The organism is Rathayibacter sp. VKM Ac-2801 (assembly GCF_009834245.1).
Taxonomy (GTDB): Bacteria; Actinomycetota; Actinomycetes; order Actinomycetales; family Microbacteriaceae; genus Rathayibacter.
In genome coordinates this window covers 2,012,456-2,026,159 of the sequence record NZ_CP047183.1, presented here as the reverse complement: position 1 = coordinate 2,026,159, position 13,704 = coordinate 2,012,456, and the positions used below count along the sequence as shown (strand labels likewise).

Here is a 13,704-nt window from a genome sequence, read left to right as displayed (position 1 = left end):
CGCCGCGGGGGAGAATGGCCCGATGCTCCTCGCACTCGTCGGCGGCCCCACCGGGGCGTGGCGGGCGCTCGACCCCGTCGGCGGCGCCGAGGCCGGGAGCGGTCGGGGACCGGCCGAGCTGGCGGCGTTCGTCCGGGAGCGGGAGGCGGAGCGCCCGCGCTGGGTCTGGGACGACACCGCGCGCTGGTACCCCGCCCTGCTGTCGGCCGGCGTGGTCGTCGCCCGGTGCCACGACCTCCGGCTGGCCCGCGCGATCCTCCGCCGCTCCGTCGCCTCCGCAGGATCGGCTCTCGCGCGGTCGCCCCTCGACGCGTGGGACGCGGGAGCCGCCGCCCCCGCCGCGCTGGACACGCTGATCGGCTTCGAGGAGGCCTCAGGCGGCTCCGACGAGCTCGACCCCGTCCTCGAGCTGGCCCGGCAGGAGGAGGCGCTCTCCGGCGCCGCCGAGGCGGGCCGGCTCCGCCTGCTGCTCGCGGCGGAGTCCGTGGGTGCGCTGATCGCGCGCGAGATCGCCCACGCAGGACTGCCCTGGCGCGCCGACGTGCACGACCGGGTGCTCACCGGGATGCTCGGCCCCCGACCGCTCTTCGGCGGCCGCCCGGCCCGGCTGGAGGCGCTGGCCGTCCGCCTGCGCGACGAGCTCGGCGCGCCGGAGCTCAACCCCGACTCGCCGGCCGAGCTCCTCAAGGCGCTGCGGCGCGCGGGACTGCCGGTCGAGTCGACGCGCTCCTGGGAGCTGCAGTCCATCGAGCACCCCGCGGTGCCGCCGCTCCTGGAGTACAAGAAGCTCTCCCGCCTGCTCACCGCCAACGGCTGGGCCTGGCTCGACGCGTGGGTGCGCGACGGGCGGTTCCGGCCGGAGTACGTGGTGGGCGGCGTCGTCACCGGCCGCTGGGCGACCTCGGGCGGAGGGGCGCTGCAGCTGCCGCGGCAGATCCGCGCCGCGGTCACCGCCGACCCGGGCTGGAGCCTCGTGGTCGCCGATGCGGCGCAGCTCGAGCCGCGCATCCTCGCCTCGCTCTCGGCCGACTCGGCGATGGCCGCCGCCGGGCGGGGCCGCGACCTCTACCAGGGCATCGTCGACGCCGGCGTGGTCCCCGACCGGCCGCGGGCGAAGGTCGCGATGCTGGGGGCGATGTACGGGGCGACGAGCGGGGAGGCCGGGCGGCTGCTCCCGAGGCTCGCCCGTGCCTACCCGCGCTCGGTCGCGCACGTCGAGGCGGCGGCTCGGGCGGGGGAGCGCGGCGAGAGTGTCTCGACGTGGCTGGGGCGCAGCTCGCCGCCCGGCCCCGAGGGGCTCTCGGCCGATGCGCCGCGAGCGCGCGAGTGGGGACGCTTCACCCGCAACTTCGTGGTGCAGGGGACCGCGGCCGAGTGGGCGCTGTGCTGGATGGGCGAGCTGCGGGCACGACTCCGCGCCGAGGGCGGTGCGGTCGGCCGGGCGCACCTCGTCTACTTCCTGCACGACGAGGTGATCGTGCACGCTCCCGCCGACGCCGGCGAGCGGGTCGCCGCGATCGTCCGCGAGGCGGCGGTGCGCGCCGGACGCTCGCTCTTCGGGGAGGGCGAGGTCGACTTCCCGGTCACCGTCGCCGTCGTCGACTCCTACGACCAGGCGAAGTGAGGCGCGGGCTCAGTACCAGTGCGGCGAGCGGCTGTTCCAGCTCGACCACGCGTTGCAGGGCGAGCCGTAGGCGCTCTTGATGTACGAGAGCCCCCAGTCGACCTGCGTCGCCGCGTTCGTCTGGTAGTCGGCTCCGGAGTTGGCCATCTTGCTCGCCGGGAGGGCCTGGGGGATGCCGTAGGCGCCCGAGGAGCGGTTCAGCGCGTTCCATCGCCACCCCGACTCGCCGTTCCACAGCGGGATGAGGCAGCGGTCGACCTGGTCCGCTCCCCAGCCGAAGCGGCCGACGGCGGTGCGGGCGTAGGCCTGGGCCTGCGCGGGGGAGAGGCCGTCCGTGCGGCCGGCGTAGGTGCCGAGGGCGGCGATCGTCTTGGCGGAGCTGTTGCGCGCACCGGTCGGGTCGTCGTTGCCGAGCTCGACCGGTCCTCCGCCTCCTCCTCCACCTCCGCCGTTGGAGGGCGCTGCCGGAGCCGCGGCCGCAGCGGGGGCCGACGCCGCGCGCTGGCGGGCGGCCTCGGCCTCGGCGGCGAGACGGGAGAGGCGCTGCTGCTCCTCGAAGGCCGACTTGGCGTCCTGGCCGTCGGCGTACTCCCGCTCGATCTCGGCGGTGGTGTTCTTGAGCGAGGCGAGCTGCGTGTAGAGCTCCTGGCTGTACTTCTCCTGGTCGGCGACCTTGGCGTCGGCCTCGGCCTGCGCGGAGCGGGCGGCGGAGAGCGCGTCGGCCGCGGCGGTGGCGAGGGAGACGCGCTCGCCCCGGGCCTGCTCGGCCTGGGCGGCGAGGGAGACGGCCTGGTTCTCGGTCGACTGGGCCGCGGTCTGGAGCCGGCTGGTCTGCTGCGTGAGCTGGGTCATCGTGCCGAGGCGGTAGAGCAGCTCGCTCGACTCGTCGCCGCCGATGAGGAGGTTGAGCGTCGCGTCGGTCCCGCCGTTGCGGTAGAGCTGCGCGGCGAGGCGGCCGGCCTGCTCCTTCGCGGCATCGGCGTCCGAGCGGGCGGCGGAGGCGCGCTCCTCCAGGGCGCTCACCCGCTGGGTCGCCTCGTCGAGAGCGCTCTGCGCGGCGTCCGCCTCAGCGGCGCGGCTGATGGCGGCGTCGGTGAGGGCTGCGGCCTGGTCCCGCAGGTCGGCGAGGAAGGCGGTGATGCGGTCGACCTCGGCGGCGGTGGCGCTCTCGCTCGACTTCGCGGCCTCGACATCGGACCACGAGGGGTAGTCGGACGGGTCGTAGGCGGCGGACGCGGAGAGCGGGGCGGCGAGGGCGGCGCACAGGACGAGGACCGTGCCCGCTCCGGCGGCGACGAGGCGCCGGCGCGCCCGGGAGGGGACGCGGAGACCGAGGGGGGTGCGGGACATGCGAACCACCCTAGGCGACGGCACCCGTGCCTGTCTCGTCCCGGCTCGAGGCGGGACGGCCCCGGCGGGGACGCTCGAGGGCGTACCCGCGCACGCCCCGTCCCGGCCCGTCGCCCGTGAGCTCGTCGCGGGCCGCCTCGAGAAGGCGCCGCAGGGCCTCCTCCCGCACGCGGGCGGCGATCGCGGCGAGGCGGCGCTGCGGGTGCGGGTCCTCCTCCTCCGTCTGCTCCGCGGCGGCGGCGGGCAACGAGCTCTCGTACGCGTCGAGGACGGCGGCGAGGTCGGCGCCGGACAGGCTCGACGCCAGCAGCACCCGGTCGAGGACGTCGTCCCAGTCCTCCTCGGGGGACGCTCCGTCACCCGTCAGCCAAGCGGCGGCCTCCGCGCGGCCCTCGTCGGTGAGGGCGTGCAGGGGGAGACCGTCGTCGGTGGACCCTGCCGAGACGACGAGTCCCCGCTCGCGCAGGCGCTCCAGCGTCGAGTAGATCTGGCCGACGTTGATCCGAGGCCGGTGCGCCGCACGGTCGAGGAGCTCGGCGTGCAGCTGGAGGCCGTAGGCGGGGCCGAGCGTGAGCAGGGCGAGCAGGCCGTCGCGGACGGACACGGTGCTCCTCCCGGCGGGCGTCTGGCGGTGTGCGGCATCCGGCGGGGCGGACGACCCGAGTATAGGCAGGAGCCGCCCGCGGCCGGTCGAGCAGGCGCGGCGAGCCGCCTTGACGGAGGTGCGCCGCTCCTGCATGATCGGGCGTGGTGGCACGTCCACCGTCATAATCGAAGAAGGCGCACCGCAGAGTGTTCCGTGGTCCGGGTCGTTGGGGAAGACGCACCGGGACGAACGGAGGACACCATGGTGGCGCAGCAGACTCGGGGTGTGCTCTTCGTGCACTCCGCCCCCCGCGCGCTCTGCCCCCACCTCGAGTGGGGGACAGGTCGCGCTCTCGGTCGTGCCGTGAACTTCGCCTGGATCGAGCAGCCCGTGCTCCGCAGCACGCTGCGCGCCGAGTTCGCCTGGGAGGGCCCGGTCGGAACCGGTGCCGTCATCGCGTCCGCTCTCCGCGGCTGGGCCGACGTCCGCTACGAGGTCACCGAGGAGCCCTCTCCCGGCGTCGACGGCGGCCGCTGGATGCACACGCCCGAGCTCGGCATCTTCTACGCGCAGACCGACAGCGCGGGCAACACCGTCGTGCCCGAGGACCGCATCCGCTCCGCCATGGAGCTCGCCGGCGCCGATCCCATCGAGCTGCACCGCGAGCTGCGCCTCGCCCTCGGCCAGGCCTGGGAGGACGAGCTCGAGCCCTTCCGCTACGGCGGCGACTTCGCCCCCGTCGTCTGGATGCACGGGGTCGGCTGAGCTGTCTCGACGCCGCTCCCTGCGCGGCGTCGCGCGGTCGGCTCGGTCAGGTGGTCGCGTTCCGTAGAGCGTCTCGCGTCCGGCGACGCCGATCCGCTGGCACGCGGATCGGCGGATACGCCTCGCGTGTCCCGCTCGCTCCCGCACCTGCGACGCGCTGAATCGTCTCGACGCCGCTTCCTGCGCGGCGTCGCGCGGTCGGCTGGGGGAGGTGGTCGGGTTCCGTAGAGCGTCCGGCGTCCGGCGACGCCGATCCGCTGGCACGCGGATCGGCGGATACGCCTCGCGGTGCTGCTCGCTCCGCACCCTCGATCAGGCGGCTAGCGGAGGTCCCCACATTCCCGAAGGGGTTCGTGTCGAACTCGCGCGGTCACCCGCACCACCGTTCCACCCGACACGAACAGCCGGAGTCGCGGCGTGGCGCGTGCTTCACACGAGCGCGACTGTCCTGGTCCGAGCATCTGACCCGAGCCGCGGCGAAGCCCGCGCTCCCCTCCAGCACAGTTGCTTCAACCGAAGCATCCGACCCGAGCCGCGGCGAAGCCGCGCTCCCACCCGGACAGCTCCCTTGGTCGGACCGTCCGACCCGAGTCGCGGCGAAGCCCGCGCTCCTCACGAGACGGTGTTCTCGCCAGCCCGCACCAGACGGAGGCGCAGGGCCCTCGCGGCACGAGGCGTATCCGGGGATCCGCGTTCCAGCGGATCACCGTCGCCGCACCGCACCGGCCCTCGGAGACCCCGCCCCCTCCTCGAGCGGACGCGCCTGCGCCGCGCGAGGAGCGGCGCAGCCCGCTTTCCGCACGGTGGAGCGGGGCTACGCCCCGCTACACCGTCCGGAAAGCGGCAACAGCATTGTGCCCCCCGAACCCGAACGAGTTCGAGATCGCGACCAGCGGTCCGTCGCCGAGCGCGCGGGGGCTGGTGACGACGTCGAGGGGGATCTGGGGGTCCTGCTCGACGAGGTTGATGGTGGGGGGTGCGGTGCGCTCGTGGAGCGCGAGCACGGTGAAGATCGCTTCGAGGGCGCCGGTGCCGCCGAGGAGATGGCCGGTGGCCGCCTTGGTCGCGGAGACGGCGATGTTCGGCAGGTGGTCGCCGAAGACGCGCAGCAGTGCGCGGTACTCGGCGATGTCGCCGACCGGGGTGCTCGTCGCGTGGGCGTTGACGTGGGTGACGTCGGTGAGGGCGGCTCCGGCCCGCTCGAGGGCGCCGATCATGGCGCGGGCGGCGGCGGAGCCCTCGGGATCGGGGGCGGTGATGTGGTACGAGTCGCTGGTGACGGCGCCGCCGGCGAGCTCCGCGTAGATGCGGGCTCCGCGGGCGAGGGCGTGCTCCTCGGTCTCGAGGATGAGCGTTGCGGCGCCCTCTCCGAGGACGAAGCCGTCGCGCGAGACGTCGTAGGGGCGCGAGGCGGTCGCCGGGTCGTCGTTGCGCCGAGAGAGGGCCTGCATCGAGGCGAAGGCGGCGATCGGGAGCGGGTGGACGACCGACTCCGTGCCGCCGGCGATGACCACGTCGGCGAGGCCGAGCTGCATGTGCTCGTAGGCGTTCGCGAGGGCCTCGGTGCTGGAGGCGCAGGCCGACACGTCGGTGCGGGCGTAGGCGCGGGAGGGGATGGCCATGCTGATCGCGGCGGCGGCCGCGTTGGGCATGAGCATCGGGATGGTCATCGGCAGGACCCGGCGGGCTCCGCGCTCGCGGAGGGTGTCCCACGCGTCCATGAGAGTCCAGAGGCCGCCGATGCCGGTCGAGTAGTCGACACCCACGCGGAGCGGGTCGACGTCGGTGATGCCGGAGTCGGCCCAGGCCTCGCGGGCCGAGATGAGCGCGAACTGGCTGGAGGGGTCGAGGCGCTTGGCCTCGGGGCGGGCGAGCACCTCCTCCGGGCGCACCTTGGCCTGCGCGGCGAAGGTGACCGGGATGTCGTACTGAGCGACCCAGTCCTGCTCGAGGGAGCGGACACCCGATTCGCCGGCGAGGAGTGCGTTCCAGGACTCCCGGGCGGTCCCGCCGAGGGGAGTGCTGGCACCGATTCCGGTGACGACGATCTTCTTGGTCATGACGAGCTTCTCTGTTCCGTGTGGGTGGGTGCCGGGCTCACCCCGGCCGACGGTCGCCGGCCGGGGTGTCCGCACGAGGGCGGGGTGCGCGGGCGCTGACTACTCGGACGCCTTGACGATGAAGCGGACCGCGTCGCCGACCGTCTTGAGGTTCTTGACCTCGTCGTCGGGGATCTTCACGTCGAACTTCTCCTCGGCGTTGACGACGATCGTCATCATCGAGATGGAGTCGATGTCGAGGTCGTCGGTGAACGACTTGTCCATCTCGACGGAGTCGGTGGCGATGCCCGTCTCGTCGTTGACAAGCTCGGCCAGGCCGGCGAGGACTTCTTCGTTGGACAGTGCCATGGTTCTCTCCTTGGGGGTTTCTTCGGGTGTTCGTCAGTGACCGTAGGTCAGTTTAGGGGTGGGGTCGCGCCGGTCACGGGAGCACCACGACCTGCGCGCCGAACACCAGACCGGCGCCGAAGCCGATCTGCAGCGCGAGTCCGCCGTGCAGCTCCGGGTGCTCCTCGAGCAGGCGGTGGGTGGCGAGCGGGATCGACGCGGCGGAGGTGTTGCCGGTCGTCTCGATGTCGCGGCCGATCGCGACGGTCTCGGGCAGCTTCAGCTGCTTCGCGAGCTCGTCGATGATGCGCATGTTCGCCTGGTGCGGGATGAACGCGGCGAGGTCCTCGGGCTGGACTCCCGCCTCCGCGAGCGCCTGCTTGGCGACCTTGGCCATCTCCCAGACCGCCCAGCGGAAGACCGACGGGCCGTCCTGACGGAGGGTGGGCCACTCGGCGGTGCCGTCGCGGTAGGCCGCGAGCGGGTTGTCCATGCCGACGGTGTCCCACTTGGAGCCGTCGGATCCCCACACGGTCTTCGAGATGCCGGCGGTGTCGCTGGGTCCGACGATCGCGGCGCCCGCGCCGTCGCCCAGGAGGAAGGAGATGCTGCGGTCGGTCGGCTTGACCAGCTCGGACAGCTTCTCGGCTCCGACGACGAGCACGTACTCGGCCAGGCCGGAGCGGATGAAGGAGTCGGCCTGGGCGATGCCGTAGGTGTAGCCGGCGCAGGCGGCCGAGATGTCGTAGGCCGGGGCCGGGTTCGCGCCGATGCGGTCGGCGAGGAGCGCTGCCAGCGACGGGGTCTGCACGGTGTTGCTGATCGTGGAGACGAGCACGACGCCGATCTGGTCCGGGCGGATGCCCGCCTTCTCGATCGCCTCGAGGGACGCGGCGGTCGCGAGGTCGACCGCGTGGATGTCGGCGGAGGCGCGGCGGCGCTCGATGATGCCGGTGCGCTGGCGGATCCACTCGTCGGAGGAGTTGATCGGCTCGATCAGGTCGTCGTTCGGGACGACGAGGTCGCCGCGGGCCGCGCCGATGCCGAGGATCCGGGTGTACGCGCTGCCGCTGGACTGGGTGAGGGAAGGGGTCGTCATGGGGTCTCTCCTGCTAGGCGGCGTGCTCGTCGAGGAAGGCGCGGGCGGCGTCCACGTCGTCGGGGGTCGTGATGGCGATGCTCGGCACGCCCTTGAGGCCGCGCTTGGCGAGGCCGACCAGCGCGCCGGCGGGTGCCAGCTCGATGATCCCGGTGACGCCCGCGTCGGCGAAGGCCGCCATGCAGAGGTCCCAGCGGACGGGGGAGGCGACCTGGCCGACGAGCAGCTCGAGGAACGCGGCGCCGGAGTCGACGACCGACCCGTCGCGGTTCGTCCAGAGCCGGAGCGTCGGGTCGGAGGGGGTCAGCCCGGCGGCGACGCCGACGAGGGAGTCGCGGGCGGGCGCCATGTAGCGGGTGTGGAAGGCGCCGGCCACCTGCAGGGGGATCACGCGGGTCCCGCGCAGCGGCTCCGCCTTGAGGGCCTCGAGCGCGTCGACCGCGCCGGCGACGACGATCTGCCCGCCGCCGTTGTAGTTGGCCGGCTCGAGGCCGAGCTCGTCGAGCCGGGCGATCAGGGCCTGCTCGTCGCCGCCGAGGACCGCGCTCATCGCGGTCGGCGCGGCGGCGGCCGCGGCGGCCATGGCACGGGCGCGCTCGCGGACGAACACCAGCGCGTCGGCCTCGGTGAGGACTCCGGCTCCGGCGGCCGCGGTGATCTCGCCGACCGAGTGACCGGCGATGCCCGCGATGCGCTCGCGGCGTCCGCCCTCGAGGAGGGCGGCGAGGCTCACGAGGCCCGCGGAGACGATCAGGGGCTGGGCCACCGCGGTGTCGCGGATGGTGTCCGCATCCGAGACGGTGCCGTGCGCGGCGAGGTCGATGCCGACCGCCTCCGAGTGCGCGGCGACCTGCTCGGCCACGGAGGGGATCTCGAGCCAGGGCGCGAGGAATCCGGGGGTCTGGGAGCCCTGACCCGGGGCGACGACGACGATCACGGTATCCAGTCTTCCGATCTGCGCTCGCACATGCGGCGCGTGGAGCCACTGACAAAGCACAAAGAGCTTGTCGCGGGTCTACAAGTGGTCAGTAGCGGGAGGCGTTCTGAGGAGGGAGGGGCTCAGCGGCGGGACGGCTTCCGGCGGACGGCGCCGTCCGGGTCGCTCATGGAGCCGAGGATGAGGGCGGACTGGAGGATGAGCGCCTCGCGGGCGCCCGTCGCGTCCCATCCGATCACCTCGGCGACCCGCTTGAGGCGGTAGCGCACCGTGTTCGGGTGCACGAACAGCTCGCGCGCGGTCGCCTCGAGGGAGCGGCCGTTGTCGAGGTAGGCCCACAGCGTGGTCAGGAGCTCGGTCGAGTGCTTCTGCAGGGGGCGGTAGATCTGTGTGATGAGGCTCTGCCGGGCGAGCGGGTCGCCGGCGAGGGCGCGCTCGGGGAGGAGGTCGTCGGCGTTGACCGGTCGCGGCGCGTTCCGCCAGGAGCGGGCGACCGCGAAGCCGGCGAGGGCCGCGCGGGCGCTGCGGGACGCCTCGACCAGGGTCGGCACCTCGTGGCCGAGGACGAGGTGGCCCGTCCCGAAGCCGGGCTCGAGCGCCTCCGCGATCTCGAGGAACGCGACCGGCGGACCGGTCTCCTCCGTGGCGTTCTCGCTCGGCTCGGCGCGGCCGATGACCAGGACGAGACGGCTGCCCTGCACGCCGATCAGCACGTCGGCGTCCATGTGCCGGGCCGTGCGGCGCAGCTGATCGACGTCGAGCATCTTGGGGGCGGTGCCCACCAGGACGGCGACCTCGCCGTGGCCGTGCCAGCCGAGCGCGGCGATGCGGCTGGGCAGCTCGTCGTCGGCCTCGCCCGTGAGGATCGAGTCGACGACCAGCGCCTCCAGGCGCGCGTCCCACAGCCCGCGGGCCTCGGCGGCGCGGGCGTAGACATCGGCCGCGGCGAAGGCGATCTCCCGCGAGTAGAGCAGGATCGCCTCGCGGAGGTCCTCCCCGCCGTTCTTGATCCGGTCCTCGACGACCTCGACCGTCACCTTGATCAGCTGCAGCGTCTGCGTCAGCGACACGGAGCGCAGCAGCTCGCGGGGAGCGGCTCCGAACACGTCCGCCGCGATCCACGGCGTGGCCGACGGGTCGTCGAACCACGAGATGAACGAGGTGATGCCGGCCTGGGCGACGAGGCCGACCGCGGAGCGCCGGCCGGGGGGCATGCTGCCGTACCAGGGCAGCGTGTCCTCGAGGCGCTTGATCGTCTGCGTCGAGAGCTCACCGGCGAGGGTGCGCAGCCAGGCGAGGGTCTGCTCCTTCGTGCGGGGAGCGCCCGGCCGGATGGCCGGACGCTCCGCCGCAGGAGCAGGACCCCGCGCACTCGACGGTGCGGGTTCCTGCGAGAGCACGGACTCGTCCGTCAGCTCTCGCCGCCCGCGTTGCCGGTGGTGCCGGCGTTGACGTCGAGGAGGCGGTACTTCTCGATCGCCTGGACCGCGAGCGAGGGGTCGACCTCGCCGCGCTTGGCGAGCAGCTGCAGCGTCCGCACGACGACCGAGGGGCCGTCGATCTGGAAGTAGCGCCGCGCCGCTGCACGGGTGTCCGAGAAGCCGAAGTCGTCCGCGCCGAGCGTCGCGAAGTCGCCCGGGATGAACTGGCGCAGCTGGTCCGGGACCTGGTGCGAGAAGTCCGAGACGGCGACGAAGGGGCCCTTCGCCTCGGCCAGCTTCTGCGTCACGTACGGCACCTGCTCGGCGTCCTCGGGGTGGAGGAAGTTGTGCTGCTCGGCCTTGATGCCGTCGCGGCGCAGCTCGTTCCACGAGGTGACCGACCAGACGTCCGCCGAGACGCCCCAGTCCTCGGCGAGGAGCTTCTGCGCCTCGATCGCCCACGGCACCGCGACGCCCGAGGCGAGGAGCTGGGCCTTCGGCCCGTCCCACTGGCCCCAGGAGATGCGGTGGATGCCGCGGACGATGCCCTCGACGTCGACGTCCTCCGGCTCCTTCGGCTGCACGATCGGCTCGTTGTAGACCGTGATGTAGTACATGACGTTCGGGTCGGAGTGCTTCCCGCCGTACATGCGCTCGAGTCCGGACTGCACGATGTGCGCGATCTCGTACCCGTAGGCCGGGTCGTAGCTCACCACGGCCGGGTTGGTCGCCGCGAGGATCGGGGAGTGCCCGTCCGCGTGCTGGAGCCCCTCGCCGGTCAGCGTGGTGCGTCCCGCGGTGGCTCCGATCATGAAGCCGCGCGACATCATGTCGCCGGCCGCCCAGATCGCGTCGCCCGTGCGCTGGAACCCGAACATCGAGTAGAAGACGTAGACCGGGATGAGCGGCTCGCCCTGCGTCGAGTACGAGGTGCCGATCGCGGTGAACGCCGCGAGGGCGCCCGCCTCGTTGATGCCGACGTGGAGGATCTGGCCCTGCGGGCTCTCCTTGTAGGCCAGGAGGAGCTCGCGGTCGACCGACGTGTAGTGCTGGCCGCGCGGGTTGTAGATCTTCGCGTTCGGGAAGAACGCGTCCATGCCGAAGGTGCGCGCCTCGTCCGGGATGATCGGGACGACGCGGTTGCCGAAGTCCTTCGAGCGGAGGATGTCCTTCAGGATGCGGACGAACGCCATGGTGGTGGCGATCTCCTGCGTCCCGGAGCCCTTCTTGCCGACCGCGTACGCCGAGTCCTCGGGGAGGTTCAGCTGCGTGTACTTCGAGCGGCGCTCGGGGAGGTAGCCGCCGAGCGCGCGGCGGCGCTCCTGCAGGTACTCGATCGCCTCGTCGTTCTGACCGGGGTGGTAGTACGGCGGGAGGTAGGGGTTCTCCTCGAGCTGCGCGTCCGTGATCGGGATGCGCATCGTGTCGCGGAACGACTTGAGGTTGTCCAGCGTCATCTTCTTCATCTGGTGGGTCGCGTTGCGGCCCTCGAAGCTGCGGCCGAGACCGTAGCCCTTGATGGTGTGGGCGAGGATGACGGTGGGCTGGCCCTTGTGCTCCGTCGCGGCCTTCATGGCCGCGTAGATCTTGCGGTAGTCGTGGCCGCCGCGGCGCAGGCCCCAGATCTGCTCGTCGGAGTAGCCCTCGACGAGCTTCTTGGCGCGCGGGTCGCGGCCGAAGAAGTTCTCGCGGACGTAGGCGCCGTCCTCCGTCTTGTAGGTCTGGAAGTCGCCGTCGGGCGTCCTGTTCATCAGGTCGAGCAGCGCGCCCTCGGTGTCGCGGGCGAGCAGGTCGTCCCACTCGCGGCCCCAGATGAGCTTGATGACGTTCCAGCCCGCGCCGCGGAAGTACGACTCGAGCTCCTGCACGATCTTGCCGTTGCCGCGGACGGGTCCGTCGAGGCGCTGAAGGTTGCAGTTGACGATGAAGTTCAGGTTGTCGAGGCCGTCGTTCGCGGCGACCTGGAGCTGACCGCGCGACTCGACCTCGTCCATCTCGCCGTCGCCGAGGAACGCCCAGACCTGCTGGTCGGAGGCGTCCTTGATGCCGCGGTTGGTGAGGTACTTGTTCGCCTGCGCCTGGTAGATCGCGTTGATCGGGCCGAGGCCCATCGACACGGTCGGGAACTGCCAGAACTCGGGCATGAGGCGCGGGTGCGGGTAGCTGGAGAGCCCGCCGCCCTGGTGCGACTTCTCCTGACGGAAGCCGTCGAGCTGGTGCTCGCTCAGGCGTCCCTCGAGGAAGGCGCGCGCGTACGGGCCGGGGGAGGCGTGGCCCTGGATGAAGATCTGGTCGCCGCCGCCCGGGTGGTCCTGGCCGCGGAAGAAGTGGTTGAAGCCGACCTCGTAGAGCGACGCGCTCGACGCGTACGTCGAGATGTGGCCGCCGACCCCGATGCCGGGACGCTGCGCGCGGTGCACGAGGATGGCCGCGTTCCAGCGGATCCATGCGCGGTAGCGGCGCTCGACGTCCTCGTCGCCCGGGAAGTCGGGCTCGTTCTCGGGCGCGATGGTGTTGATGTAGTCCGTGGTGGGCACCATCGGCACGCCGAGGTGGAGCTCCTTGGAGCGCTTGAGGAGGCTGAGCATGACGTCGCGCCCGCGACCCCGGCCCCGCTCCTCGACGAGCGCATCGAGCGACTCGTTCCACTCCGACGTTTCCTCGGGGTCCGAGTCCACGTGACCGACGGAATACGGGTCCTGATCGTTAACAGTCACCCTCGACCTCTCTCTGGGGGCAGATCGTGCCCGAGACATCACTCTCATGAAGCGGTGCGGATCCGCGGATCCGGGGCTCGGATGACGAGCCGCGCGCGGGCACCTCCGTCAGCCTAGCGATTCCCGTGCCCCGAACCTGGAATCGCACTGTGGTGATCCACGAGGGATGGGCGCGGGCGACTGTAGGAGAGCGCCAGACGGGACGTGCCGACCGGCCCGCGATCGGGGGATACGGGCTGTTCCTTGGAGTCTGCGCGGAGCGGGTCTAGCATTGCCCCTCGTGCTCGCGCGACTCTCGTGCGCACGGAAGGACATCGGACCGATGGCTCTCGAGAAGCTGACCCTGGCTCCCGACTTCGAACTCGCGAACCAGTACGGCGAGCGCATCCAGCTGGGCGACTTCCACGGGCGGCGCAACGTCGCCCTGGTGTTCTTCCCCCTCGCCTTCTCCGGCACGTGCACGGGCGAGTTCTGCGCGTTGCGCGAGAACCTCTCCCTCTTCGAGCACGCCGACGTGGAGCTGATCGGAATCTCGGTCGACTCCAAGCACACGCTGCGCGCCTGGGGCGAGAAGCAGGGCTACGACTTCACGCTCCTCTCCGACTTCTGGCCGCACGGCGACGTCGCCAAGCAGTACGGCGTGTTCACCGAGGCGAAGGGCTACGCGACCCGCGCGACCTTCCTCATCGACAAGGCCGGCGTCATCCGCGACACCTTCATGACCGCCCCGGGCGAGCCGCGCTCGATCGACGCGTACCGCGCCGCGATCGACGCCCTCGCTCCCGCGCGCGTCTGACCCTCCGGAGGCGGACCGGTCG

At 72.5% G+C, this 13,704-nt stretch carries 11 protein-coding genes; 3 read left to right on the top strand and 8 right to left on the bottom strand.

Features of this window, described 5'->3' with window-relative positions:
* Nucleotides 1-22: 22 nt before the first annotated feature.
* Nucleotides 23-1,624 (top strand): bifunctional 3'-5' exonuclease/DNA polymerase, encoded by a 1,602-nt coding sequence (locus GSU45_RS09330; protein WP_159914450.1) that lies wholly within the window; start codon nucleotides 23-25, stop codon nucleotides 1,622-1,624.
* Between the two features lie 9 nt (nucleotides 1,625-1,633).
* Here GSU45_RS09330 and GSU45_RS09325 read toward each other — a convergent pair whose 3' ends face one another.
* On the bottom strand, nucleotides 1,634-2,974 hold the full coding sequence (locus tag GSU45_RS09325; RefSeq protein ID WP_244248076.1) for a hypothetical protein: 1,341 nt from the start codon (nucleotides 2,972-2,974) through the stop codon (nucleotides 1,634-1,636).
* A 10-nt stretch (nucleotides 2,975-2,984) separates the two neighbouring features.
* The gene (locus tag GSU45_RS09320; RefSeq protein WP_159914449.1) at nucleotides 2,985-3,578 is read right to left on the bottom strand and encodes a PadR family transcriptional regulator; all 594 of its coding nucleotides are present in this window, start codon (nucleotides 3,576-3,578) and stop codon (nucleotides 2,985-2,987) included.
* Between the two features lie 243 nt (nucleotides 3,579-3,821).
* Between GSU45_RS09320 and GSU45_RS09315 the strand changes: the two genes are divergently transcribed.
* A complete protein-coding gene (locus tag GSU45_RS09315; RefSeq protein ID WP_104226674.1) occupies nucleotides 3,822-4,325 on the top strand; it encodes a DUF3145 domain-containing protein in 504 nt (167 codons plus the stop codon).
* An 824-nt stretch (nucleotides 4,326-5,149) separates the two neighbouring features.
* Here the strand turns inward: GSU45_RS09315 and GSU45_RS09310 are convergent.
* The 6 genes from GSU45_RS09310 to aceE all read right to left on the bottom strand — a co-directional run bounded on the left by GSU45_RS09310 (nucleotide 5,150) and on the right by aceE (nucleotide 12,886).
* Nucleotides 5,150-6,385 carry a beta-ketoacyl-[acyl-carrier-protein] synthase family protein gene (locus GSU45_RS09310; protein ID WP_159914448.1) on the bottom strand — a complete coding sequence of 412 codons (1,236 nt, stop codon included), beginning with the start codon at nucleotides 6,383-6,385 and terminating at the stop codon, nucleotides 5,150-5,152.
* A 99-nt stretch (nucleotides 6,386-6,484) separates the two neighbouring features.
* Entirely contained in the window at nucleotides 6,485-6,733 is a 249-nt protein-coding gene (locus GSU45_RS09305) for an acyl carrier protein (RefSeq protein ID WP_104223463.1), read from the bottom strand.
* A 73-nt stretch (nucleotides 6,734-6,806) separates the two neighbouring features.
* Nucleotides 6,807-7,811, bottom strand: a complete 1,005-nt coding sequence (locus tag GSU45_RS09300) for a beta-ketoacyl-ACP synthase III (protein ID WP_159914446.1) — start codon at nucleotides 7,809-7,811, stop codon at nucleotides 6,807-6,809.
* Nucleotides 7,812-7,824: 13 nt separating this feature from the next.
* Nucleotides 7,825-8,748 carry an ACP S-malonyltransferase gene (locus GSU45_RS09295; protein WP_159914444.1) on the bottom strand — a complete coding sequence of 308 codons (924 nt, stop codon included), beginning with the start codon at nucleotides 8,746-8,748 and terminating at the stop codon, nucleotides 7,825-7,827.
* Between the two features lie 122 nt (nucleotides 8,749-8,870).
* Nucleotides 8,871-10,082: a helix-turn-helix domain-containing protein gene (locus GSU45_RS09290; RefSeq protein ID WP_159917017.1), complete on the bottom strand. Its 1,212-nt coding sequence runs from the start codon at nucleotides 10,080-10,082 to the stop codon at nucleotides 8,871-8,873.
* Nucleotides 10,083-10,159: 77 nt separating this feature from the next.
* A complete protein-coding gene (aceE, locus tag GSU45_RS09285; RefSeq protein WP_159914442.1) occupies nucleotides 10,160-12,886 on the bottom strand; it encodes a pyruvate dehydrogenase (acetyl-transferring), homodimeric type in 2,727 nt (908 codons plus the stop codon).
* Between the two features lie 322 nt (nucleotides 12,887-13,208).
* Between aceE and GSU45_RS09280 the strand changes: the two genes are divergently transcribed.
* Nucleotides 13,209-13,682: a peroxiredoxin gene (locus tag GSU45_RS09280; RefSeq protein ID WP_104292595.1), complete on the top strand. Its 474-nt coding sequence runs from the start codon at nucleotides 13,209-13,211 to the stop codon at nucleotides 13,680-13,682.
* The last annotated feature ends 22 nt before the right edge of the window (nucleotides 13,683-13,704 follow it).